Raw genomic sequence first — 20342 nt, forward strand, 5'->3', positions numbered from 1 at the left:
TCGTAGATTAACTATATACCCAAGCGAGATAAAAGCCTGAGGTTATTACAAATAAGAACAATATTTTGCCGGTATAAGCGGTTAATACTTTCCGTTACTGGCAGCATTCACGACACGGTCAGGCATTTTTTGCGCTAATTTAGCCAAATGCTGAGCGATAACTTTATGTTCTTTTTTATCATCGGTAACAGATTGATGTAACTGGGTATATAGCTGAGGAAAGTCTAATGGGCTGCCATGACCGGCTAAATATAAATCGGCTAATCTAAGCTGAGCTTTTAAGTTATTTAATGCCGCTGACTCCTTTAAAAACATAATGGCTTGATTAATATCAACTTGTACAAACTTACCAACATGGTAATAACGCCCCATTTGCTCTAGTGCTTCAGATAACCCCTGATCGGCAGAAGCCTGCATATAATGCAAACCTAACGGCACATCTTTCTTTACGCAAACTCCGTAAGCCAGCATGTCGCCCCAGAGAAATTGATAGGACGGCATCTGAGATTTCACCGCACGCGCTTCAATATCTTGTACTAATTGGCAATCATCAATAACAACTTGGCTTAAGTGCTTGTTCTCTTTTATTAAATCAAGCAACACGTTATCACTATAAATTTGTACAGCAGTTAATTCTGCAGCCGAAACACTGATAATCTGCGCACAAGTAAATAAGATTGCTATAAGTAATTTTCGCATTGGTTGCATATTACTTCGTTCCCTATGATGCTATTTAATTGGAGTTATTTTTATATCGGCCATTATCTCAATTAGCTTAGCCAATTGTTGCTAAAATTAACCTATTTAATCTGCTTAACAAGCAAATATAATACCATTAAAGCCCTTTTATTTTACTAACGCTTAGTTTTCTGTCTTCAAGCACAATTAATACTGCTAGGAATATACTTGCACTCTCTAAGATAAAATATAACAATGATAAAGATCTGAGCAATCAAGGCGAACTCAATGTCGCAAATTCATCAGTTAATTGAAAATTCAAAAGTAAACGAAAGTATTGCCCGTAAATTATTTGAAATAGAAACAGAAGTACTTGCTTGTCAATCTAGTGAGGAGCTTCTAGAGCGCTTACTTGGGCTGATTCAAACTAAATTTCAATTGTCTGGGATTTCCTTGCTCCTTGCTGAACCAACACCTATAAGTTATCTCATTAATGGTAATTTACAATCTAATTGGCATCAAAAAAACACCTCTCAAATATCTGCTGAAAAATTAAGTTTATTACATATAGACAAGAAACCGATGTTAACTAACCAGTTAGAACAACTGGATAACATTGTACCAAAAACCTTATTAGTCGGTGCAAAGTCGGCGGCACTAACGCCATTATCATTAGAAGGTAAGTTATTTGGTAGCTTATTGTTTACCGATAAATCATCTGCTCGATTTCATCAAGACTTAGGTACTTTTCATTTAGAACAGCTCGCGGTTAAAGTCAGCCTTTGTTTATCAAATGTCTTAATTCGAGAGCAACTGCAATACATGGCGCATTATGATCGATTAACCGGTGTAGCTAACCGCCGCTTAATGGAAGTTTGTATCGCTGAAGAGCAGATTCGCCAACGCCGTTATGGTGTACCTTTTTCGGTGTTATTTATTGATTGTAATAAATTTAAAGTGATAAATGATACCTATGGGCATGACTGTGGCGACAAAGTTTTGACTTATGTGGCGAGTCAATTACAGGAGTTAGTGCGGGAGAATGATAAATGCTTTCGCTATGCTGGTGATGAGTTTGTCGTTGTCCTTGCCAGCCAAACACTGTTAGAAGCTGAACAAGCTAGTGATCGTTTATGTCAGTTCTTTGAGAAGAATCCTATGCCTTATCAAAATAGCCGGTTACCTGTTAGCATTAGTTGTGGAGCTGCGGCAAGCAGTGGTGCTGAGACGATGGATGAATTGTTAAAAACTGCCGACAAAAACCTATATGTAAATAAAAAAGCAAATAATGGCATGGTGTTTAAGCTATAAGAATAATTTTTTGATAAAATAAATTTCCTTTTATTAACCAGTGACTACTATATAAGGTATCTGTCCTAAGTAATTGCATTATGATAATAAAAGTTAGTATTAATGATTTAAAAAAAGGCCACTTTGTAGTCGATATTGCCGAACAACATGGTACCTATAATTTAGCACGTGCTGGACATATCAAAAATAAAGACATAATCCGCAGCTTAAAAGCTAAGGGTGTCGACTCTGTATTGATTGATACCACTAAAACTATCGACGAAGCTCTCAAGGCCAATCTCCCCGAACAATTAGAAAAACCTGGGCCTTTAATCCTCGAGGTTACCAAAGCTAAAAAGTTATTCAAGCAATCAAAAAAAATTCAGCAACAAATCTTCCTTGATGTCCAAGAGAACCGTGCTATCAACCTTGCGCCTATTATTGAAGTTACTCAACACATCATAACAGCAATATTTAAAAATCCTGATGCGTTAGTTTGTGTGATAAATATTCGTGACAAAAATGAATATTTATTAGAGCATTCTGTTTCTGTTTCTGTACTTATGACTGTTTTTGCTCGATTTTTAAAAATAGATCGTGATATTACTCAGCAGCTTGCCATTGGTGCATTTCTACATGATGTAGGTAAAATTAAAGTCCCCGAACATATCCTCAATAAAGTAGAAAAGTTAACAGATCAAGAGTTCCATATTATAAAGGAACACGTCAATCATTCCGTTGAAATTATTAAAGCGATACCCGATATTTCGCCATTAAGTTTAGAGGTTGCTGCGCTTCATCATGAGCGTTCAGATGGGTCTGGCTACCCGCAACAATTAAAACAAGACAACATTTCTAACTACGGGGCGATGATCGCCATCTGTGATATTTTTGATGCGCTAACAGCAGAGAGCTGTTACAAAAAAAATTACAGCCCAATTAAAGCATTCAATATATTAAGACGCTTGGCCGTTGACGGTAAACTTATGCCTAGACTAGTAGATTTGTTTATTAAGTGTTTAGGTGTCTACCCTGTTGGTAGCATAGTAGAGCTTAACTCTCACCGCCTTGCTATTGTTGAAAGCAGAAATGAGGACGATCCAATCAACCCCAAGGTACGTTGTTTTTACAATATAAAATATCAACGATATATCATGGCAAAAAATATTGATCTAGCGAAAGAAGCCGACTTTATTATTCGAGGTGTTAATGCTGCAGATTTTGATATTGATCACAATCGGATTATCGAATTCTTATTACAAGAAGGCTAATCAAAGTGATTATTGGGGCAAGATATACTTATAGATTTCAGTGTATAAAAAAGTATAAATAAAAAGGGCTAATATGAGATATGTTAGCCCTTTTACATTTGTTATTTATTTTCTAAAGTCCACCATCGCCTGAGCTGCGAAGTAAGCATACATAGTATAAATAGCAGTATTAACCTTTAAAGCTTCTGGTTCAACTTTGTCTAAAGTATCATTTTCAGTATGGTGATAATCGAAATAATTTGAGCCATCTGGTGAAAAGTTGATGCTTGGCATACCTGCATCACTCAATGCACTCATATCGGATTGTCCTTTGGCATTATTCTCTGGTGCTAACGCTACGCCCATTGGAGCCAAATATTGAGCTAATTCACGAATAGCGTTTAATGATTGCGCGCCAACCCCTGGGGTCATTTTATAAATGCGCCCTATGCCGAAATCCCATTCAGCACCCAGTACATGAGCATCCATATCATTTTTATGCGCTTTTACATATTGCTTAGCGCCTAATAAACCAACTTCTTCAGCAGCGAAAAGAATAACGCGAATAGTACGTTTAGGACGTTGAGGTAATTGCCCAATGTGGTGAGCAGCAGCCATTACCATACCTATGCCTAAACCGTCATCTAATGCACCTGTACCAACATCCCAGCTATCTAAGTGAGCACCTAATGAAACAATTTCTTCAGGTAATTCACTGCCCGTAAATTCACCAATAACATTAGCAGATGTTGCAACAACTTCAGCATTCGTTTTAGCGGTCATATTTAAGTATAAACTCACCGCTTTACCACGCTTGAGTTGGTTCACTAATAAATCAGCGTCAGGGTTCGATAAAGCGGCCGCTGGAATTTTTTTAACTTGATCGTTATAACGCATAACACCAGTATGTGCCGTTCGGTTATTATCAGTTCCAACAGAGCGCATAATTAGTGCTGAAGCACCTTTTTGTGCTGCAATTACAGCACCACCGACTCGCGTACCTACTGCTGGCCCATATCCTTCACCATCAATATGACGTTCCATTTGATAAGAAACAAAAGCGATCTTACCTTTAAGGCTGTTATCTGGTGCCGCTTTTAAGTCAGCAAAGGTTTCAAAATGAGCAACATTAGCGGTTAAACCTTCTTGTTTTGTACCGATACTGCCACCCAGTGCTAAAACAACTAAGTCATGCGGATAAGGAGCGACAATTCGAGCTTTTGCTTCACCACGTAACCAATAACTTCCGGTAACTTCTTCGGTCCAAACTTTATCGAACCCTAAAGCTTTCATTTTATTTACGGCCCAAATAATCGACTTTTTATCGCCTTCAGACCCCATTAAGCGATGACCAACTTCTGTAGTTAACGATTCAATTAATTGATAGGATAAATCTGATTGTAGCGCCGTTTGCTTTAGCGTATTCAATTGGGTTTGTTGTTCAGCATTCAATTGTTGTGCTGACGCGAAGAAACTGACTACGCTTATTAGAGCGGCTAAACCAGTACTGGCAATTAATTTTGTTTTAGAAACCATGTTTTTCCTTAAATCAATTATTTTTACAATTTGCCTTTAAGTATCTATAAAAGGCACCTGACTTGCAATAACATCCCTTGATTCAGCTGATATCATTCCTTAAATATTTGCAACAATTGTAAAGATTTACTGCCCTTCAACACTTAAAGCAATAATGTAGATCTGTCATTTAAGAGGTTATTGATGAGCAAGCTATTTATTGAGTTATCAACTCGCTTACCTCTAAGTGGTCGAAGATCAAAAAAGCCGACACTTAGTCGGCTTTTATTTACACTAAATGCTTAATATTAGATCGAAAAAGAAGAACCACAACCACAGGTGGTCGTTGCATTTGGGTTTTTCACTAAAAAGCGACTACCTTCTAGGCCTTCAATATAATCGACTTCACCGTCAACTAAATACTGCAAGCTCATTGGGTCGATTACCATAGTAACGCCTTTTTTTTCTATCGTCATATCACCGTCGTTGACTTTTTCATCAAAAGTGAAACCATACGAAAAACCAGAGCAGCCACCACCCGTAACATAAACACGTAATTTCAAGTCTGGGTTTTCTTCTTCAGTGATCAACGTCAATACTTTAGTCGCCGCAGCGTCGGAAAATTTAATAGGTAATTCAGGATTTGACATAAAACTCAACTTAAAACAGGTTAACTAGGGTAATTATCTTAAACTTGACTGTTTTAGTCAAGTATTATGGCTGACTCTGTGTAATATTATCTATACTTTTTAGCCATGGATAACTGTGGTCGACACGATTGTATTTCTGCCACTTACTTTTTGGCAGTATCGCAGCGACATTAATAGTTTCAGGAATAAAATTTTCAGGCAGAGTTAATTCACCCGCAATAATTTGGAAGTACTGAAAACTAAATGATAAATCTTTCTGCTCTAAGGTAGACAGCTGAGATAAAGCAATATTAGTTGGCTTGTTATCTAAACTACCCGTAATCGAGATCTCGATATAACCTTTTGCATATCGTTTGCGTAATAACTGCTGAACGAGGACAACTTGAAAGCGATAATGCCCGGACTTTCTGATTTAGTTAGGCTTACACCATCGATAACTAAACCATTGGCTTGTTTTTCTGGCGCCATAACTTTTTCATAAAAAGCGAGTTCTTTTTTAACTTGATAGTGTGCTTGTTCAATAGACTTTAACGTTTGCTGGCTTTGGATATTCGCCATACGCTCAACTTCTAATTCAACTTCTAAGGTATTTATTCGCTGAGTTTTCTCAACCAGTTGCTGATAAGTAAAGTCTAATCGGTTTTGTTGTTGTGCTAAGGTTTGCGTTTGATAGCCATGATAGAAATTACCTATTCTATAACCACAGAATAGTAATATAGCGACAATGATCAAGAGTAAAATCGCCGAACTAAATGTTCCTAAGCGCTTTACTACGGTGCTGAAATTTATTTTTGCTAACCAATTCATTTGAAAAGTATTATGATATCCGCAATGTCTGTAAATATGTCCAATAAAAACAACTCAATATGAAGACAATAAACCAACTTAAAAAACGCCTTGCTCTACCTCAAACATCTTGGCAGCTATGTTTATTAGCGGCTATTGGAGGTTTTGCATCAGCAATGCTGGTTGTGCTTTTCATATTCACCATAGAAGGTGTTCAATCATTTTTTATGAGCGAAAAAGACGACTATAACAGCTTAACCCCTTTAAGTCGTTTCCAATTACCAATAATCGGTGCGGTTGTCATTCTATTCTTTGCTTGGCTAACGGGATATAAATACATTCGTAGTGGCATTCCTTTTGTTTTGCATCGTTTGAAGATTGCCAATGGTGTAATACCTTTTCGTAACACGGTTAATCAGTTCATTGGGAGTGCAGTAGCACTGATTGCTGGTTTCTCTGTTGGTAGGGAAGGCCCTGCGGTACATCTAGGTGCCGCTTGTAGTAGTTATATTGGCAATAAATTAAACTTACCCTATAACGCAATTCGAAGTTTAAGTGCTTGCGGTATTGCTGCTGGCATTGCTGCTTGTTTTAATACCCCTATTGCCGCGGTTTTATTTGTGATGGAAGTAATATTACGCGAATATAAAGTCCATATTTTCATACCGGTAATGATTGCCGCTATTGTTGGCTCTATGACGACAAGTAGTATTTTTGGGCCAACACACGAGTTCGGATATTTCACCGATATCACTTTAAATATTGATCATTATTTCATCTTAGCTATTTTAGGTATGATATTGGGTCTTATTGCCTTTGTGTTTAATCGCTACTTAATTTTAGTGATAAAACACAGTGCTCGCTTTCATATTGTTCCGCGAATACTTACAGCTGCATTTATAACCGGGGCGTTAGGCTATGCAGTACCTTATGCCATGGGAACTGACCTCAGTGCTATTAATTTTTCTTTACAAAACAATTTAGAATTACAGTTATTACTTGGCTTATTAGTCGCAAAAGTACTGATGACCATATTCGCCCTAGGCTTAGGTATACCTGGTGGGATTATTGGTCCAATTCTTGGCATTGGCGCTATTGCAGGAATTTGTGGCTCCGTTATAGCTACCTACTTTATGACCGGAAATTTTTCCGCCAGTGACTTTGCTTTAATGGGCATGGCAGGTTTTATGGCTGCTACACTCAACGCGCCTTTAGCTGCCTTGCTTTGTGTAGTTGAAATGTCTAATCAAATTGAAATTATTGTTCCTGCCATGATTGTTATTACGAGTGCTTGTGTTTTCTCTGGTCAATTTTTTGGCAACCGCTCAATATTTATAATGCAGCTAGAAGTACAAGGTTTACCTTACCGAAGACCCCCTATTGAAAAATCCCTCCAACGTATAGGAGTAATTGGGGTAATGGAGGAAGCCTTCACACTACTGGATAACCCCAGTGAAGATGCAATTAGCGCCGCACTATCGGAACAAACCCCACAAGATAACCTTATTTGTAAAGTGAGTCGCAATAACGAACAGGCAACATTTATTTTTTATCAGCAAAACACCACCAATATTGAAGATACCCCTTCAATAGAGAAACATACGCTATTGCCACTTTCTAGTCAGGCTACATTGGCTGAAGCTTATTTATTATTAGTCAAAACAAGGGAGGGTGGAGTTTATATATACCAAGATAATCCCGATCAAATTATGGGTATAATAACTTTTGACTATATTCGCTCTTACCTATTAAAAGGAAAAACCGACAAATGACAACCATTCTTTGGCTCAAAGCATTTCATGTTTTTTTTATGGTAGCCTGGTTTTCAGGCATTTTTTATTTACCCCGTATTTTTGTAAATCATGCTGAATCTAAAGAACCCTTGGTACACCAACATTTTAAAGGTATGGAACGCCGATTACTTTATTTTGTTACACCTTTTGCCCTTTTGACTGTGCTACTGGGTATTGCGATTATTGTTCAATATGGCTATGCATGGTTTGCTGCTGCTAAATGGTTACACTTAAAGATTGGCTTAGTCATTTTATTGCTGCTCTACCATGGATACTGCTTTAAACTTGTCAAAACATTTGCTGAGGATAAGAACACACGTTCTGGGAAGTTCTATAGATTTTTCAACGAAATACCCATCATAATATTACTAATTATTGTGATTTTAGCTTACATTAAACCTTTTTAAATCTTGGCTAGAAATCAAACAAAATTCTTAATAGAAATTAGATAATACATATTCTGCACGTAACTTTTGTGCTATATTTCGCTGCAAATTTTTGCTGTTATTTTTATGTATCAGCCCGCTATTTATTATAAATAAAAGAGATTAACAATATAGCGAATTGTCTCATTGCTAATCTACTTTATAATTTAGGTATTATTCATGATGAAATTTGAAGGGAACCATATCCTATCTGTATCGCAATTCGATAGAGAAAGTATTTCCCGTATTCTAGAGATTTCAACGCTAATGGCCCCTTACGCCATGCGAAAAAAACGCTGTCATGTCCTCGATGGTGCAATCTTAAGCAATTTATTTTTTGAGCCCAGCACCCGAACGCGCGTTAGTTTTGGTACAGCTTTTAACTTATTAGGCGGTTTTGTTAGAGAAACAGTTGGGCAGGAAAACTCTTCTCTTTCAAAAGGCGAATCGTTATTTGATACCGCACGCGTTATTAGCGGATATTCTGATGTAATAGCAATGCGCCATCCTGCCATGCACTCTGTAGCTGATTTCGCTAAAGGTAGCAGTGTTCCAGTAATCAACGGAGGAGATGGCGCTAATGAACATCCGACTCAAGCCTTATTGGACTTATTTACTATTCAGTCAGAAATGGCGCGTTACGATATGGGGCTTGATGGTTTAAACATCGTTTTAATGGGCGATCTTAAACACGGCAGAACAGTACACTCGCTTTCTAAATTAATCAGCTTATACAACAATATAAAAGTCACTATGATTGCGCCTAAAGCATTACAAATGCCTGATAGCATAGTAGATACACTGACTAATGCTGGACATGAAGTGGTGATGACCGACAAAATTGAAGGCAACTTGGCTTGTGACGTAATTTATCAAACTAGAATTCAACAAGAGCGTTTTGCAAGCAAAGATGAAGCTGATTTATACCGTGGTCACTTTAGTTTAAACCGAAAAATATATCAGCAATACTGCCATCAACACACCGTAATCATGCACCCACTACCGCGCGATTCTCGTGTTGAAGCTAACGAGTTAGATATCGATTTAAACGACCTAGATAATTTGGCGATATTTCGTCAGGCACAAAATGGTGTTTTGGTTCGCATGGCATTATTTGCATTGAGTTTAGGCGTTGAAAGCCGACTTAGCCATTATGAGAAACCCGTTACCTGGCATACCAATAAATACTAATTTCAATCTCAAATGTAACGTTAACAACGAGTAGATGACTATGACAAAAAATTCTCAGCAATTATTTAATGAAGCCCAAGAAGTTATTCCCGGTGGCGTAAACTCCCCCGTTCGTGCTTTTAATAGCGTTGGTGGCACACCATTATTTATCAAAAAAGCACAAGGTGCTTATATTTTCGATGCCGACGGTAAAAAATATGTCGATTATGTCGGTTCATGGGGACCTATGATTTTAGGTCATAACCATCCCGCTATTCTTGAGGCTGTTATTGAAACGGCTCAAAATGGTCTTAGCTTTGGTGCCCCTACCGAACTAGAAATAACCATGGCTGAAAAAGTACGTGAGATTGTTCCATCGATGGAAAGATTACGTATGGTCAGTTCTGGTACCGAAGCCACCATGAGTGCTATTAGACTAGCGCGAGGGTTCACAGGTCGTGACAAGATATTAAAATTTGAAGGCTGTTATCATGGTCATGCAGATTCTTTATTAGTTAAAGCTGGCTCTGGCATGCTCACTATGGGCGTTCCAAGTTCGCCGGGTATACCCGAAGATGTTGCCAAACATACTTTAACGGTAAGCTTTAACGATATTGATCAAGTAAAAGAGATATTTGAAAAATTTGGTAATGAAATTGCTTGTATTATTGTTGAGCCTGTCGCTGGCAACATGAATTGTATACCGCCTGTAGCAGGTTTCTTGGAAGGCTTACGCGCAATTTGTGATCAATATAAAAGCGTTTTAATTTTTGACGAAGTTATGACTGGCTTTCGTGTCGCATTAGGTGGTGCACAAGCCCACTATAATATTTTGCCAGATTTAACTACTCTCGGTAAAGTTATTGGTGGAGGCATGCCTGTTGGTGCTTTCGGTGGTAAAAAAGAAATCATGGACTACATTGCACCTGTTGGCCCAGTATATCAAGCAGGCACGTTATCAGGAAACCCAATAGCGATGGCTGCAGGTTTAGCGTCGTTAAATGAGCTTTGTAAAGGCAATAAACATCAACAGCTAAGTGATGCGACAGAAAAGCTAGCTATGGGCTTAAAAGCAGCAGCTGAACGCAATGGTGTGTCACTCGCAATTAATTACGTTGGGGCAATGTTCGGTTTCTTCTTTACTGAAGAAGAAAATATAACCAGCTTTGCTCAGGCAACTGCATGTGATGCCGAGAAGTTCAATCGATTCTTTCATTTGATGCTAGAAGAAGGGGTTTATCTGGCGCCTTCATCTTTTGAAGCGGGTTTTGTTTCTACGGCACATGGCGAAGATGAAATTGCATTTACCTTAGCTGCAGCGGATCGTTGTTTCGCTCAATTGTAATTTAGAATACCAGAAAACAAAAAAGGTAAGCATTACGCTTACCTTTTTTAATATTTATACAACCTGATTCAATTTAGTGCTGTTTCTTTCATGATGAAAACTAGGTAACTTAGAATGTCTGAACTCAAAAAGCTTAATCTTTTTTGGTTTTAACAACCGAAAGGCTTGGCCTTTTTGCTTTTGATATATCAGCGTTTTCTTGTTTTCCTGACACTTTTCCATCCACTTTATTATCTACTGCTTTCACCGAAGATACTTTAGCCGGTGGTTGCGCAGGTTTTTCAACAATATCATCTTGATCAGGATGCTCAATTTCTAAGGAAGTACCTGCACCATTTTCTTTGGCATAAATGGCACCAATAGCGCCATAGGGCACGCTCATATTTTCAAGCTTGCCCCCAAAGCGAGCACTAACTTCGATCGTCTCTGCACCCATTGAAATACTACCAACAGCGGATAGAGAAACATTCAACACGATTTGACCGTCATTTACATATGACATTGGCACCATAACACCATAAACATTTACATCGACTACAATGTAAGGTGTTAAGCCATTGTCTGAAATCCAGTCATAGAAAGCCTTAACAATATAAGGCTTAGTTGATGTCATCGCGTTTGTCATAACTTAGTGCTTAAACTGGTGCGCCAAAGCGTAGTTCACGCTCAGACTCAGTTAATGACGCTTGAAAAGACTCACGTTCAAATACTTTTAACATATAAGATTTCAGCTCTTTTGAGCCTTGACCTTCAAGTTCAATACCCATAACAGGTAAACGCCAAAGCAATGGAGCCAAGTAACAGTCAACTAAGCTAAACTCTTCACTCATAAAGTAGGGTGCTTCATTTAAAATAGGAGCAACACTTAACAAGCTTTCTTTTAATTCCTGACGAGCTTTTGCTGCGGCATCTGCTGGTCCGTTATAAATAGTTTTTGCTAAGCTGTACCAGTCTTGCTCGATACGATGCATCATTAAACGACTACGACCACGAGACACTGGGTATACCGGCATTAGTGGTGGATGAGGAAAACGCTCATCCAAGTACTCAATAATAATTGACGCTTCATAAAGTGCTAATTCACGATCAATTAACGTTGGCACAGTACCGTAAGGATTTAAATCAAGTAAATCCTCAGGTAAATTGGCTAGGTCAACCAAATGGATGTCTACACCGACACCCTTCTCTGCCAACACAATGCGGGTTTGATGACTGTACATATCATCTGCATGCGAATATAAAGTCATAACAGAGCGTTTGTTTGCGGCTATGGCCATAATGCCTCCAAAAATTTTTAATTAAAAAAACTAACAAAGGGGGCCAAAGCCCCCAGTAATATCTAAAGTTTACACTGTATTAAAATCATTAATAACTAGTGTACATCTCTCCAGTATTCTTTTTTCAGTAAGTATGCAAAGAATAGTAGGATAAATAGGAAACCAATAACCCAATAACCTAAGCTTTCACGCTCAAGTTTATTTGGTTCACCGGTATATTCTAAGAAGTTGGCTAAATCACGAGCGAACTCATCATATTCTTCGGTGGTCATAGACCCGCCAGTAGCCTCAGAAAGGTTACCATGCTCATCTATTGTACGAACACCTTGAAGATTTTGTAGTACATGTGGCATACCAACATCTTTAAATACTTTATTGTTTACACCAAACGGACGACTTTCATCAACATAGAAAGAGCGCAAATAAGTGTATATCCAATCAGGACTTCTAAAACGAGCTTCAAGTGTTAAATCTGGTGGTGTGCTACCAAACCACTTCGCCGCTTCTTTGCCTGGCATAGTATTAGTAATATGATCACCGACTTTTTCACCGGTATACATATAATTAGCCGCGCCATCTTCATCAGAAATCCCAAGATCAGCGAACGTACGATTATAGCGCTGATACTTTAATTCATGACAAGCTAAACAATTATTAATGTAAGCTTCAAAACCACGTTTTAGAGACTCTTTGTCACGTAAATCATTATTAGCTTCATCTAACTTTAGACTAGGGCCAGATGCTATTGCTAACATAGGTAGCACAGCTAAAACTGCTAAAATTAATTTTTTCATTTTCCTGTCACCCTCTCTGGAACTGGCTGAGTTTTTTCGTTTTTACTGTAAATCCATATCGCAACGAAAAAGCCAAAGTAACCGAAACTCGCAATCGTACCAATCATGTTATTTAGTGGGTTTGAAGGTAAAGTACCTAAAACACCTAAAATGATAAAACAAATAGCGAACTGAATAAGGTTTACCGTATGGGCAGTACAACGGTAACGCAATGATTTAACCGTACCACGGTCGAACCAAGGCAACATGAATAATGCGATAATCGCACCAAACATACCTACGGCACCTAACAGCTTATCTGGAATAATACGTAAAATAGTATAGAAAGGACCAAAGTACCATACTGGAGCAATATGCTCAGGCGTTTTCAAGCCGTTAGCAGGTTCAAAGTTTGGCGCCTCAATAAAGTAACCACCACCTTCTGGTGCAAAGAACATAACGCCACAAAATATAATCAAAAAGATGACTACTGCAACTAAATCTTTAACGGTGTAATAAGGATGAAAAGGTATCGCATCAACAATATCGTATTTCTTAGTGTACTGCTCATGGAAAGTAAATTTACTTTGCTCTTCAGGAGGAACACTACCTTTAGGCTTTTTAATATTCGTGCCGTCTGGGTTATTTGAACCCACTTCATGTAGCGCTAAAATGTGTAAGAAAACCAACACAACTAACACTAATGGTAAGGCAATAACATGTAAGGCAAAGAAGCGGTTTAGTGTCGCCCCAGATATAACATAATCACCACGGATCCATAGTGTTAAGTCATCACCAATAACGGGAATAGCACCAAATATAGAGATGATTACTTGCGCACCCCAATATGACATATTACCCCAAGGTAACAAGTAGCCCATGAAGGCTTCGGCCATTAATACTAAGAAGATTAACATACCAAATAACCAAAGTAATTCACGCGGTTTTTGGTAAGAGCCGTACATCATGCCACGGAACATATGCATATAAACAACAACAAAGAATGCTGAAGCACCCGTTGAGTGCATATAACGCAATAACCAACCGTAGTCGACGTCACGCATGATGTATTCTACAGAAGCAAATGCGCCATCGCCTGAAGGCTCATAGTTCATTGTTAACCATACACCAGTTAATAATTGGTTTACTAAAACAACACTCGCCAAAATACCAAAAACATACCAAAAGTTGAAATTCTTTGGTGCAGGGTATTGTGCTGCATGTTTGTTCATTGCGTCCATCAAAGGTAGACGCTGTTCGATCCAAGCCATTAAGTTAGAAAACATTATGCTGCTCCTCCGGCCACACCAATTAATAATGTGTCATCAGTAGGAAATGAATGTTCAGGAACCATCAAGTTAGTTGGTGCCGGTACACTTTGGAAAACACGACCAGCCATGTCAAATTTTGAACCATGACAAGGACAAAAGAAACCGTCTTTAACGCCTTCTACTTCTTGATCAAAGTCGCCTTTGCGATAAGTAGGAGCACAACCTAAATGAGTACATACGCCTAATGCCACTAAAAATTCAGGCTTAATAGAACGGTATGCATTAGTTGCATAAACTGGTTGTTGTGGTACTTCTGACTGAGGGTCTTTCAATTGACCATCATGAGCACTCAAAGTAGATAGAATTTCTTCTGTTCTACGTACAACATATACAGGTTTACCGCGCCATTCAGCACGAATTAATTGACCTGGCTCTATCTTACTTACATTGACTTCAACCGGCGCACCTGCAGCTTTCGCACGAGCGCTAGGGTTCCAAGATCCAATGAAAGGCACAGCCACACCGACAACACCAACACCACCAACTACCGAAGTAGCTGCAGTTAAAAAGCGTCGACGGCTGTTGTTAACAGGCGCATTGCTCATTCAAACTCTCCAATTATTATCTAGCTAAAACAATAACAGCTGACTAAGAAATCTCCTCAGTGCAAGTGTATATTGCTGATCGACTAAATCAACGAAAAAAAAATTGTTCTGATAATAAAGAAAACCCTTGTTTTTTACAAGGTAATTAACCTTTTCACTGCAGGTTTATATGAATATAAGTTAAATATAAATTGTCTATTGCAGTAAATAACAACCATTCTCATTAATCGGCTTTTTATCTAGCCTAATACAAATATATATCGCTAAAAACTTTAAAGCGAGAAACAACTTAGAAATATTAAATACAATCTCCCCCTTTGACTAAAAAATACAGTTTAAATGAAGTTGGACTAACATTTTCCACAGCTGCGTAATATGTATCTTTCTCTAAAATATAAATGTGATATACAAAATTAACCTCCAGTCAGGAGATATTTAGCCTGACTTCTTAAAATGAAGTCGTAAATCATATTAAAGACTTTTATGTTGAAATATTTTCATCTGCAACTTCACTCGTAAAGTTCGAAAAAAATAAAATGTCGTTCGCTTCCCAAACTAAAAACAAGATCATTAAAATAATATAATGGCTGCTAAAGTTCAAAATAATGATGTTGTTGTTTTTTGGTTAGTATTTTAAATTTCTAATATACCTAACACGTATTTAAATTAGCTTTCGTCTTTTTTTTCTTACACAATAATTTAATGAGAATGTTTTTTTTAAAGGTTTTAAAGAGCCCTAATATACTTAATGTGATCACTAGCTTAAATTACAATATATCGCTAATATTCAGCACTAATATTACTCAGGAATAATCACAATGAAAGCACAAGTAAAATGGATTGGTGAAGAAATGTTTGTAGGCACCTCAGAGAGCGGCCATACAATTGTATTAGATGCGAATGCTGGTGCTTTGGCCCAAGTCCATTAGAGAGTGTTTTGATTTCATTAGGGGGCTGTTCTTCTGTGGATGTCGTTAGCATTTTACAAAAGGCACGACAAAATATCAAAAGTTGTAATGTCCTAATTTCAGCTACTCGAGTGGATACAGTACCAAAGTTATTTTCTGATATACATTTACGCTTTGTAATTGAAGGGAACGATGTGAGTGAGAAACATGTGGAACGGGCAGTAAGCTTATCGGCTGATAAATATTGTTCTGTCGCTTTAATGCTGAATAAATCAGTGAATATAACGCATGATTTTGAGATAAATAATATTTAGCAAGCTAAAAATATACTGCTGTTAGTGCTAAGAATGTCATCTGCACTAACAGTTTATATATTCATAATAAATTTTATAGATCACTCATCCAGTCAAGTTGCTTATTTGCTTCATTCTTTTTAAGCATTAAGTCTTTAATTAAGGGCGTCAGTAAAAGCTCCATAGCTAAACCCATCTTCCCACCTGGCACAACCAAGGTATTGATCCTCGACATGAAAGATCCATCTATCATACTCAGGTAATATGGAAAATCTAGCTGACTGGCTTCTCTGCAACGAATAACAACAAAGCTTTCGTCTAATGTTGGTATTGCTTTAGCACTAAAGGGGTTTGATGTATCCACAGTTGGTACGCGCTGAAAGTTTATGTGTGTACGTGAAAACTGAGGTGTTATAAAAGAAATGTAATCTTCCATACTCCTAACAATGCTTTGTGTTACAGCTTCGCGACTATGTCCACGCTTGTTTGTATCCCTAATAATTTTCTGAATCCACTCTAAGTTTACAATAGGCACCATGCCTATGAGTAAATCAACATGTTTAGCAACGTCATTCTTTTCAGTAACAACTCCGCCATGTAAGCCTTCATAAAATAAGAGATCAGTCCCATCACCTAGATCTTCCCAAGGTGTGAATGTTCCTGGCATTTGATTATATGGAACAGCTTCATCAAAGGTATGCAAATAACGACGCATTTTCCCTTTGCCTGTTTCTGAGTAGTCTTTAAATAGCTTTTCAAGTGCATCAAAGTCATTAGCTGCATCACCAAAATAACTAATTTTAAGTTGCTGCTCTTTGGCTTTACGTTTTTCCATATCCATCTCTTGACGAGAATAACGATGAAAGCTATCTCCTTCAACAGTGGCTGATGTAATGCCGAGCGATCGAAATATATGCTCGAACGATTCTGTTGTCGTCGAAGTGCCTGCTCCCGATGAACCGGTAACAGCAATAATTGGATTACGTGACGACATAGTACTTCAACCTTATAATAGATGGACAATTGTTATACGAGGTATTTATAGACGGGTCAAGCTTTAACCTGATGTTCTAATTTCAAAAACTATATTTTGCACAACAAAAAAGCGGAGCCTAAGCTCCGCTTTTAATTCTTTCAGAATAAATTTAGTACAAGTACTAAATTATGCTTCTGCGTTAACTTCTTCAACTACTTCAGCGGCTTCTTCAGCTGCTGGGCGGTCAACAAGTTCAACGTAAGCCATAGGAGCTTTATCACCAGTACGGAAACCACATTTTAAAATGCGAGTGTAACCACCTGGACGTTCTTGGTAACGTGCACCAAGTTCGTTGAATAAAATACCTACTACTTCTTTATCTTGTGTACGAGCAAACGCTAAACGGCGATTTGCAACACTGTCGGTTTTAGCCAATGTAATCAATGGCTCTACTACCATACGTAGTTCTTTAGCTTTAGCAACGGTAGTTTTGATCAAACCGTGCTTTACTAAAGAGCTTGCCATATTGCGGAACATCGCTTTACGATGACTGCTATTACGGTTTAACTGGCGACCGCTTTTACGATGGCGCATAAGTTAATCCTTCTCTCAACTATTAAAAAAACGATGATCGACTTAGTCGTTATCAGCTATGCTTTCAGGTGGCCAGTTTTCTAGGCGCATACCTAGAGACAAACCACGAGACGCCAAAACGTCTTTGATTTCAGTTAAAGACTTCTTACCTAAATTAGGTGTTTTAAGAAGCTCAACTTCAGCACGCTGTACTAAATCGCCAATATATTGAATTGCTTCTGCTTTTAGGCAGTTTGCTGAACGAACAGTAAGTTCAAGGTCATCAACAGGACGAAGCAAAATAGGATCAAACAGTGGTTTTTCCTCTTTTGGTTCAACTTCAGTTACATCACGAAGCTCTACAAACGCATCTAGCTGTTCAGCTAAAATTGTTGAAGCGCGACGAATTGCTTCTTCAGGATCTAACGTACCGTTAGTTTCCATGTCTAAGACCAGTTTGTCCAAATCTGTACGCTGTTCAACACGTGCAGAATCAACATCATAGGCAATTCTTACAACTGGACTGAATGAAGCATCAACTAACAAACGTCCAATTGCACGATCTTCTTCCTCGGCGTCGCGTCGAGCTGAAGCAGGAACATAACCACGTCCCATTTCAACCTTTATACGCATACTGATAGAACCATCACCTGTCAAATGACAGATTACATGAGTTGGGTTTGCAATTTCTACATCACCATCATGTTGGATATCGGCAGCCGTTACAGGGCCTTCACCGGACTTAGTTAAGGTAAGAACAGCTTCATTTTTGCCTTCTAAACTTATCGCTAGTCCCTTAAGGTTTAACAGTATTTCGATGATGTCTTCTTGCACACCTTCTTTACTGCTGTACTCATGAAGTACACCGTCAATTTCAACTTCAGTTACAGCACAACCCGGCATTGAAGATAAAAGAATGCGGCGTAACGCATTACCTAAAGTGTGACCAAAACCACGCTCTAATGGCTCTAAAGTTACTTTAGCACGAGTAGCACTAATAGTTTCAATATCTACCAATCGTGGTCTAAGGAATTCGGTTACAGAACCCTGCATTATGTCCTCTCTTAAAGTGCAACTTTACTTAGAGTAAAGTTCAACAATCAACTGTTCATTAATTTCGGCAGACAAGTCAGAACGATCAGGAACGCGTTTGAAAACACCTTCAAGTTTCTTGTTATCTACTTCAACCCAAACTGGCTTCTCACGTTGCTCAGCTAATTCTAAAGCTGCGATGATACGCGCTTGAGTTTTAGACTTTTCACGTACAGAAACTACATCTTCGGCTTTAACAGTGAAAGATGGAATATTAACAACAACACCGTTAACTACGATAGCTTTGTGGCTAACTAGTTGACGAGCTTCAGCACGAGTGCTTGCATAGCCCATACGGTATACTACGTTATCAAGACGTTTCTCTAAAAGTTGCAACAAGTTTTCACCTGTATTGCCTTTTAGACGAGCCGCTTCTTTATAGTAGTTGCGGAATTGTTTTTCTAGTACGCCATATATACGACGAACTTTTTGTTTTTCACGAAGTTGAATACCGTAGTCAGATAAACGACCGCGACGGGCGCCATGTTGACCTGGTATTGTTTCGATTTTACATTTAGTGTCAATTGCTCTAACACCGCTTTTAAGGAACAAATCTGTACCTTCGCGGCGACTAAGCTTTAACTTAGGACCTAAATATCTAGCCATTTTCTTTCTCCAACTATCCTAAAAAAAGTACGATTAAACGCGACGTTTCTTAGGAGGACGACAACCATTATGAGGAATAGGTGTAACGTCAGTAATGTTGGTGATTTTAAAACCAGCAGCATTTAAAGCACGGATAGCAGATTCACGACCTGGACCCGGACCTTTAACGAACACTTCAATATTCTTCAAGCCAAACTCTTGTGCTGCTTTACCAGCACGATCTGCAGCTACTTGCGCAGCAAATGGAGTAGATTTACGTGAACCACGGAAACCTGAACCACCAGCAGTCGCCCATGATAAGGCGTTACCTTGACGATCAGTAAGAGTTACGATTGTGTTGTTGAAAGATGCATGGATATGAGCCATGCCGTCAGCAACTTGTTTTTTTACGCGTTTACGCGTACGTACAGGTGTTTTAGCCATTGTCTAGTTCCTCTTACTTCTTAATTGGCTTACGAGGACCTTTACGGGTGCGCGCATTAGTTTTAGTGCGTTGACCACGTAGAGGAAGACTGCGACGGTGGCGAATACCACGGTAACAACCTAAATCCATAAGACGTTTAATGTTCATTGAAACTTCACGGCGTAAATCACCTTCTACGGTGTATTTATCCACTTCTGCACGAAGCAAATCAATTTGAGCTTCGTCCAATTCACTGATCTTAGTTGACTCTGCAATACCAGTTGCAACACAAATTGCTTTCGCACGTGTTGCTCCGATACCGAAGATCGCAGTAATGGCGATTACTGCATGCTTACGATCAGGGATGTTAATGCCAGCGATACGGGCCACTAAACACATCTCCTATTTTTAATTTAAAATTTGCCAGTTGAAAAGCCCGTTAGGATACTCAACCAGCCGCATTTCTTTGCAAATCGAAGCGGCATTATACAGACTTATCTGCATAATGCTACTGCTTAAAGATTTAGCCTTGACGTTGCTTGTGCTTTGGCTCTTCGCAGATTACACGAATTACACCAGCACGTTTAACAACTTTACAATTACGACAAATCTTTTTTACGGATGCACGTACTTTCATTTTATATACTCCGTTGCCTAAAGGCC

The 20342-nt window shown here is 38.4% G+C and carries 22 protein-coding genes and 1 pseudogene; 7 read left to right on the forward strand and 16 right to left on the reverse strand.

Annotated features, from left to right (window positions below; all coding sequences use genetic code 11):
* Window positions 1-81: 81 nt before the first annotated feature.
* Window positions 82-699, reverse strand: a complete 618-nt coding sequence (locus DBO93_RS16535) for a tetratricopeptide repeat protein (RefSeq protein WP_108457901.1) — start codon at window positions 697-699, stop codon at window positions 82-84.
* Between the two features lie 267 nt (window positions 700-966).
* On the opposite strand from DBO93_RS16535, the gene DBO93_RS16540 reads away from it, so the two are divergent.
* On the forward strand, window positions 967-1989 hold the full coding sequence (locus DBO93_RS16540; RefSeq protein ID WP_108457326.1) for a DUF484 family protein: 1023 nt from the start codon (window positions 967-969) through the stop codon (window positions 1987-1989).
* Between the two features lie 80 nt (window positions 1990-2069).
* Window positions 2070-3239: an HD-GYP domain-containing protein gene (locus DBO93_RS16545; protein WP_108457327.1), complete on the forward strand. Its 1170-nt coding sequence runs from the start codon at window positions 2070-2072 to the stop codon at window positions 3237-3239.
* Window positions 3240-3344: 105 nt separating this feature from the next.
* Here the strand turns inward: DBO93_RS16545 and DBO93_RS16550 are convergent, their stop codons facing one another.
* The 3 genes from DBO93_RS16550 to DBO93_RS19040 all read right to left on the reverse strand — a co-directional run bounded on the left by DBO93_RS16550 (window position 3345) and on the right by DBO93_RS19040 (window position 6190).
* Window positions 3345-4754: a M20/M25/M40 family metallo-hydrolase gene (locus DBO93_RS16550; protein WP_108457328.1), complete on the reverse strand. Its 1410-nt coding sequence runs from the start codon at window positions 4752-4754 to the stop codon at window positions 3345-3347.
* Window positions 4755-5041: 287 nt separating this feature from the next.
* The gene (erpA, locus tag DBO93_RS16555) at window positions 5042-5383 is read right to left on the reverse strand and encodes an iron-sulfur cluster insertion protein ErpA (RefSeq protein WP_108457329.1); all 342 of its coding nucleotides are present in this window, start codon (window positions 5381-5383) and stop codon (window positions 5042-5044) included.
* Between the two features lie 306 nt (window positions 5384-5689).
* Complete coding sequence (locus tag DBO93_RS19040) at window positions 5690-6190, reverse strand: DUF6776 family protein (RefSeq protein WP_239059027.1); 501 nt, start codon at window positions 6188-6190, stop codon at window positions 5690-5692.
* Window positions 6191-6249: 59 nt separating this feature from the next.
* On the opposite strand from DBO93_RS19040, the gene DBO93_RS16565 reads away from it, so the two are divergent.
* From DBO93_RS16565 to hemL, 4 genes are all read left to right on the forward strand, one after another.
* Window positions 6250-7941, forward strand: coding sequence for a chloride channel protein (locus DBO93_RS16565; protein ID WP_108457330.1), 1692 nt, complete (start codon window positions 6250-6252; stop codon window positions 7939-7941).
* Window positions 7938-8369, forward strand: coding sequence for a CopD family protein (locus DBO93_RS16570; RefSeq protein WP_108457331.1), 432 nt, complete (start codon window positions 7938-7940; stop codon window positions 8367-8369). Before DBO93_RS16565 ends, DBO93_RS16570 begins: the two co-directional genes overlap by 4 nt.
* Before the next feature lie 198 nt (window positions 8370-8567).
* Window positions 8568-9578: an aspartate carbamoyltransferase gene (locus tag DBO93_RS16575; RefSeq protein ID WP_182257482.1), complete on the forward strand. Its 1011-nt coding sequence runs from the start codon at window positions 8568-8570 to the stop codon at window positions 9576-9578.
* Window positions 9579-9618: 40 nt separating this feature from the next.
* Window positions 9619-10902 carry a glutamate-1-semialdehyde 2,1-aminomutase gene (gene hemL / locus DBO93_RS16580; protein WP_204100631.1) on the forward strand — a complete coding sequence of 428 codons (1284 nt, stop codon included), beginning with the start codon at window positions 9619-9621 and terminating at the stop codon, window positions 10900-10902.
* Between the two features lie 133 nt (window positions 10903-11035).
* Here the strand turns inward: hemL and DBO93_RS16585 are convergent, their stop codons facing one another.
* From DBO93_RS16585 to petA, 5 genes are all read right to left on the reverse strand, one after another.
* Window positions 11036-11527 carry a ClpXP protease specificity-enhancing factor gene (locus DBO93_RS16585; protein WP_108457333.1) on the reverse strand — a complete coding sequence of 164 codons (492 nt, stop codon included), beginning with the start codon at window positions 11525-11527 and terminating at the stop codon, window positions 11036-11038.
* 10 nt (window positions 11528-11537) lie between these two features.
* A complete protein-coding gene (gene sspA, locus DBO93_RS16590) occupies window positions 11538-12179 on the reverse strand; it encodes a stringent starvation protein SspA (protein WP_081150077.1) in 642 nt (213 codons plus the stop codon).
* Between the two features lie 95 nt (window positions 12180-12274).
* Window positions 12275-12973 (reverse strand): cytochrome c1, encoded by a 699-nt coding sequence (locus DBO93_RS16595; RefSeq protein ID WP_108457334.1) that lies wholly within the window; start codon window positions 12971-12973, stop codon window positions 12275-12277.
* Window positions 12970-14238 carry a cytochrome bc complex cytochrome b subunit gene (locus DBO93_RS16600; RefSeq protein WP_108457335.1) on the reverse strand — a complete coding sequence of 423 codons (1269 nt, stop codon included), beginning with the start codon at window positions 14236-14238 and terminating at the stop codon, window positions 12970-12972. Before DBO93_RS16600 ends, DBO93_RS16595 begins: the two co-directional genes overlap by 4 nt.
* On the reverse strand, window positions 14238-14828 hold the full coding sequence (gene petA, locus DBO93_RS16605) for a ubiquinol-cytochrome c reductase iron-sulfur subunit (RefSeq protein ID WP_108457336.1): 591 nt from the start codon (window positions 14826-14828) through the stop codon (window positions 14238-14240). Before petA ends, DBO93_RS16600 begins: the two co-directional genes overlap by 1 nt.
* Before the next feature lie 818 nt (window positions 14829-15646).
* On the opposite strand from petA, the pseudogene DBO93_RS16610 reads away from it, so the two are divergent.
* Window positions 15647-16050: pseudogene (locus DBO93_RS16610) on the forward strand (OsmC family protein).
* A gap of 73 nt (window positions 16051-16123) precedes the next feature.
* Here DBO93_RS16610 and DBO93_RS16615 read toward each other — a convergent pair.
* The 7 genes from DBO93_RS16615 to rpmJ all read right to left on the reverse strand — a co-directional run bounded on the left by DBO93_RS16615 (window position 16124) and on the right by rpmJ (window position 20316).
* Window positions 16124-17023 (reverse strand): phosphoribulokinase, encoded by a 900-nt coding sequence (locus tag DBO93_RS16615; protein WP_108457337.1) that lies wholly within the window; start codon window positions 17021-17023, stop codon window positions 16124-16126.
* 168 nt (window positions 17024-17191) lie between these two features.
* A complete protein-coding gene (gene rplQ / locus DBO93_RS16620) occupies window positions 17192-17599 on the reverse strand; it encodes a 50S ribosomal protein L17 (protein ID WP_108457338.1) in 408 nt (135 codons plus the stop codon).
* Between the two features lie 42 nt (window positions 17600-17641).
* Entirely contained in the window at window positions 17642-18631 is a 990-nt protein-coding gene (rpoA, locus tag DBO93_RS16625; protein ID WP_081151061.1) for a DNA-directed RNA polymerase subunit alpha, read from the reverse strand.
* A gap of 24 nt (window positions 18632-18655) precedes the next feature.
* Entirely contained in the window at window positions 18656-19276 is a 621-nt protein-coding gene (rpsD, locus tag DBO93_RS16630) for a 30S ribosomal protein S4 (protein ID WP_077287458.1), read from the reverse strand.
* Between the two features lie 33 nt (window positions 19277-19309).
* Window positions 19310-19699 carry a 30S ribosomal protein S11 gene (gene rpsK, locus DBO93_RS16635; protein WP_076420861.1) on the reverse strand — a complete coding sequence of 130 codons (390 nt, stop codon included), beginning with the start codon at window positions 19697-19699 and terminating at the stop codon, window positions 19310-19312.
* A 13-nt stretch (window positions 19700-19712) separates the two neighbouring features.
* On the reverse strand, window positions 19713-20069 hold the full coding sequence (rpsM, locus tag DBO93_RS16640) for a 30S ribosomal protein S13 (RefSeq protein ID WP_081151060.1): 357 nt from the start codon (window positions 20067-20069) through the stop codon (window positions 19713-19715).
* Window positions 20070-20202: 133 nt separating this feature from the next.
* Window positions 20203-20316, reverse strand: coding sequence for a 50S ribosomal protein L36 (gene rpmJ / locus DBO93_RS16645; protein ID WP_085301067.1), 114 nt, complete (start codon window positions 20314-20316; stop codon window positions 20203-20205).
* Between the last annotated feature and the right edge of the window lie 26 nt (window positions 20317-20342).

This window comes from Colwellia sp. Arc7-D, assembly GCF_003061515.1.
Taxonomy (GTDB): domain Bacteria; phylum Pseudomonadota; class Gammaproteobacteria; order Enterobacterales; family Alteromonadaceae; genus Cognaticolwellia.

Bases quoted from the DNA above. Each gene is read 5' to 3' on its own strand.
- DBO93_RS16535 (WP_108457901.1), bottom strand. From the start codon at position 699: ATGCGAAAATTACTTATAGCAATCTTATTTACTTGTGCGCAGATTATC.
- rpsK (WP_076420861.1), bottom strand. From the start codon at position 19,699: ATGGCTAAAACACCTGTACGTACGCGTAAACGCGTAAAAAAACAAGTT.
- DBO93_RS16585 (WP_108457333.1), bottom strand. From the start codon at position 11,527: ATGACAAACGCGATGACATCAACTAAGCCTTATATTGTTAAGGCTTTC.
- DBO93_RS16570 (WP_108457331.1), top strand. From the start codon at position 7,938: ATGACAACCATTCTTTGGCTCAAAGCATTTCATGTTTTTTTTATGGTA.
- petA (WP_108457336.1), bottom strand. From the start codon at position 14,828: ATGAGCAATGCGCCTGTTAACAACAGCCGTCGACGCTTTTTAACTGCA.
- rplQ (WP_108457338.1), bottom strand. From the start codon at position 17,599: ATGCGCCATCGTAAAAGCGGTCGCCAGTTAAACCGTAATAGCAGTCAT.
- hemL (WP_204100631.1), top strand. From the start codon at position 9,619: ATGACAAAAAATTCTCAGCAATTATTTAATGAAGCCCAAGAAGTTATT.
- sspA (WP_081150077.1), bottom strand. From the start codon at position 12,179: ATGGCCATAGCCGCAAACAAACGCTCTGTTATGACTTTATATTCGCAT.
- rpmJ (WP_085301067.1), bottom strand. From the start codon at position 20,316: ATGAAAGTACGTGCATCCGTAAAAAAGATTTGTCGTAATTGTAAAGTT.
- DBO93_RS16600 (WP_108457335.1), bottom strand. From the start codon at position 14,238: ATGTTTTCTAACTTAATGGCTTGGATCGAACAGCGTCTACCTTTGATG.
- DBO93_RS16595 (WP_108457334.1), bottom strand. From the start codon at position 12,973: ATGAAAAAATTAATTTTAGCAGTTTTAGCTGTGCTACCTATGTTAGCA.
- DBO93_RS16615 (WP_108457337.1), bottom strand. From the start codon at position 17,023: ATGTCGTCACGTAATCCAATTATTGCTGTTACCGGTTCATCGGGAGCA.
- DBO93_RS16565 (WP_108457330.1), top strand. From the start codon at position 6,250: ATGAAGACAATAAACCAACTTAAAAAACGCCTTGCTCTACCTCAAACA.
- erpA (WP_108457329.1), bottom strand. From the start codon at position 5,383: ATGTCAAATCCTGAATTACCTATTAAATTTTCCGACGCTGCGGCGACT.
- DBO93_RS16540 (WP_108457326.1), top strand. From the start codon at position 967: ATGTCGCAAATTCATCAGTTAATTGAAAATTCAAAAGTAAACGAAAGT.
- DBO93_RS16575 (WP_182257482.1), top strand. From the start codon at position 8,568: ATGATGAAATTTGAAGGGAACCATATCCTATCTGTATCGCAATTCGAT.
- rpsD (WP_077287458.1), bottom strand. From the start codon at position 19,276: ATGGCTAGATATTTAGGTCCTAAGTTAAAGCTTAGTCGCCGCGAAGGT.
- DBO93_RS16550 (WP_108457328.1), bottom strand. From the start codon at position 4,754: ATGGTTTCTAAAACAAAATTAATTGCCAGTACTGGTTTAGCCGCTCTA.
- DBO93_RS16545 (WP_108457327.1), top strand. From the start codon at position 2,070: ATGATAATAAAAGTTAGTATTAATGATTTAAAAAAAGGCCACTTTGTA.
- DBO93_RS19040 (WP_239059027.1), bottom strand. From the start codon at position 6,190: ATGAATTGGTTAGCAAAAATAAATTTCAGCACCGTAGTAAAGCGCTTA.
- rpoA (WP_081151061.1), bottom strand. From the start codon at position 18,631: ATGCAGGGTTCTGTAACCGAATTCCTTAGACCACGATTGGTAGATATT.